This window comes from Syntrophomonas zehnderi OL-4 (assembly GCF_000983115.1).
Taxonomy (GTDB): domain Bacteria; phylum Bacillota; class Syntrophomonadia; order Syntrophomonadales; family Syntrophomonadaceae; genus Syntrophomonas_B; species Syntrophomonas_B zehnderi.
The window spans coordinates 1-2,364 of sequence record NZ_CGIH01000035.1 but is presented as its reverse complement, the minus strand read 5'-3'; the positions used below and the strand labels follow the sequence as shown (position 1 = coordinate 2,364).

The following is a 2,364-nucleotide window of genomic DNA, read 5'->3' as shown; positions in this document are numbered from 1 at the left end:
GGTGTACTGGCTGAATGTGACTGGGTTGTGGAAGTTGTCCCCGAAGTTATCGAAATCAAAAAAGCTGTTTTGAAGAATATAGCTGCTAACATCAAGCCCGGAACTTTTGTTACCAGTAACACCTCCAGTATCTCCATCAACAAAATCGTTGAGGATATGCCCTTGGAATTCAGACAGTACTGGATGGGAACCCATTTCTTCAATCCCGTAAGATACATGAAACTTTTGGAATTAATTCCCGGCAAAGACACCCTGCCTGAAGTGGTAGAGTTTTTCGCTGATTTTGGCGAAAGAGTGCTTGGCAAAGGCATCGTTTATGCCAAGGATACCCCGGCATTTGTCGCCAACCGCCTTGGAAACTGGGCCGGACCTTCCGTTACCCAGCTAATGATGGAACTGGGCTTAACCGTTCCTGAAGTAGACGCACTGACCGGCTCAGCTATTGGCCGTCCCGGAACCGGAACCTTTGGTTTATTTGACATGGTCGGCGTTGATATAGCTGTATTGTCAACCCTGGAAGTGCAGCACAACGTAGATAGCCCGGAAGAAAAAGCCATGTATACCCCTGCTCCCTTCCTGCAGAAGATGCTGGACAACAACATGCTGGGTGCTAAAACCAAGGGTGGCTTCTACAAGAGAGTCGGCAAAGAAAAACAGGTTTTGGATGTTAACACCTTCGAATATGGCCCCATCGTAAAACCTGATCTGCCCAGCCTGGCTGCTGCCAAAGCTGCCAAGAGCGTACCTGAAAAAGTAACCGCCTTCTTCGAATCCGATGACAAAGGCGGCCAGTTTATATGGAAACATGTAGCCGGTCTGTTCCTGTATGCTGCTTCAAAAATACCCGAAGTATCAGACGATGTTTTAAACATGGACCGTGCGCTTAACTGGGGTTACAACCATCAAATGGGCCCGTTCCAGCTGTTCTCAGCCCTGGATCTGCCCAAGTACATTGCCCGCATGAAAGCTGAAGGCATGAGCGTTCCGGCTTGGATCGATGAAATGCTGGCAGCCGGGATTACCTCCTTCTATAAGACCGAAGCGGGTGTAGATTACTACTACTCCATTCCTGACAAAAAATATGTAGAAATTGCTGTAAGCCCCTCGGCTATTATTCTGCCCAGACTGAAAGCTCAGAACAAGGTTATATTCTCTACTGCTGACGGAACCCTGTATGATTTGGGAGATGCAGTTCTAGGTCTGGAATGCCACAGTAAGGCTTCGGCCATTAACCCCAACCTGCTGGATACGATATCGGCTGCTCAGGAAGAACTGAAAAAGCCCGATTGGGAAGGCATGGTTATTTCCGGACGCGGGAAGAACTTCTGCGTAGGCGCTGATATAGCCGCGGTTTATGGTTATGCCCAGAACAAGGATTGGGCTCCGATTGAAGCAGCTCTGCTAAAAGGCCATCAAACTTATGATGCCAATAAATACAGCCTGAAACCAGTCGTTATGGCAGTTAAAGGCCAGGTTTTAGGGGGCGGATGCGAGCTGATGACTCAGAGTTCAGCTATCCAGGCAGCTGCTGAGACGTACGCCGGACAGGTTGAAATAGGGGTTGGCTTAATCCCAGCAGGCGGCGGAATTAAGGAATCTGTATTAAGGGTAGTAGACCGGATTTCCAAAGGCGACAATCCGTTCCCGATTAATTTTGTACAGCCTGAATTTGAAGCCATTGCCCAAGCCAAAGTTGGCACCAGTGCCAAAGAAAGCAGAAAACTTGGCTTCATCCGCGATACTGACGGTATTTCCTTAAATGAAGACCTGATTATCCCCGATGCTAAAGCCAGAGTCTTAAAAATGGTAGAGGATGGATACAGCGCACCAGTTTCCAGACCGTTCAAGGCTTTCGGACAGACTGCGGTAGATCTGCTCTTGGTTGGCACCAAAGGCATGATGTGGGCCGGTGTTATCAGCGAATACGACTGGGAGATCCTGTGCGGAATAATAAATATCTATGCCGGTGGCGGCGTAAGCACCGGTATGGAAATCACCGAAACCTATCTGGAAGAATTGGAAAGAGAACTTTTCATGAAACTCATAGGCAACCAGAAAACCCAGGACAGAATCGCTCATATGCTCAAGACCGGCAAACCGCTCCGTAACTAATAAAACCGGACAGTTGTAATATATATCAAGGAGGTAATAAGATTGAGAGAAGCTGTTATAGTATCAGGCGTCCGCACAGCGGGTGGTAAAGCTCCAAGAGGAACCCTGAAGGATACCAGACCCGAGTTACTAAGCAAACTGTGTATGCAGGAAGCTATTAAAAGAGCCGGAGGCAGTTTTGAGGCCGGCATGATTGATGATATAATTTGGGGTTGCTCCACTCCAGAACAGGTCTGCGGCATGAACCATGCC

2 protein-coding genes are annotated in these 2,364 nt (G+C 48.3%); both read left to right on the top strand.

Annotated elements, in window-relative coordinates; translation table 11 throughout:
* On the top strand, positions 1-2,112 hold a 2,112-nt coding region (locus AAV90_RS10385; protein ID WP_046498699.1), incomplete at its 5' end, for a 3-hydroxyacyl-CoA dehydrogenase/enoyl-CoA hydratase family protein.
* A 42-nt stretch (positions 2,113-2,154) separates the two neighbouring features.
* Positions 2,155-2,364, top strand: a 210-nt coding sequence (locus tag AAV90_RS10380; RefSeq protein ID WP_046498697.1) for a thiolase family protein, incomplete at its 3' end; no start/stop codon positions are given.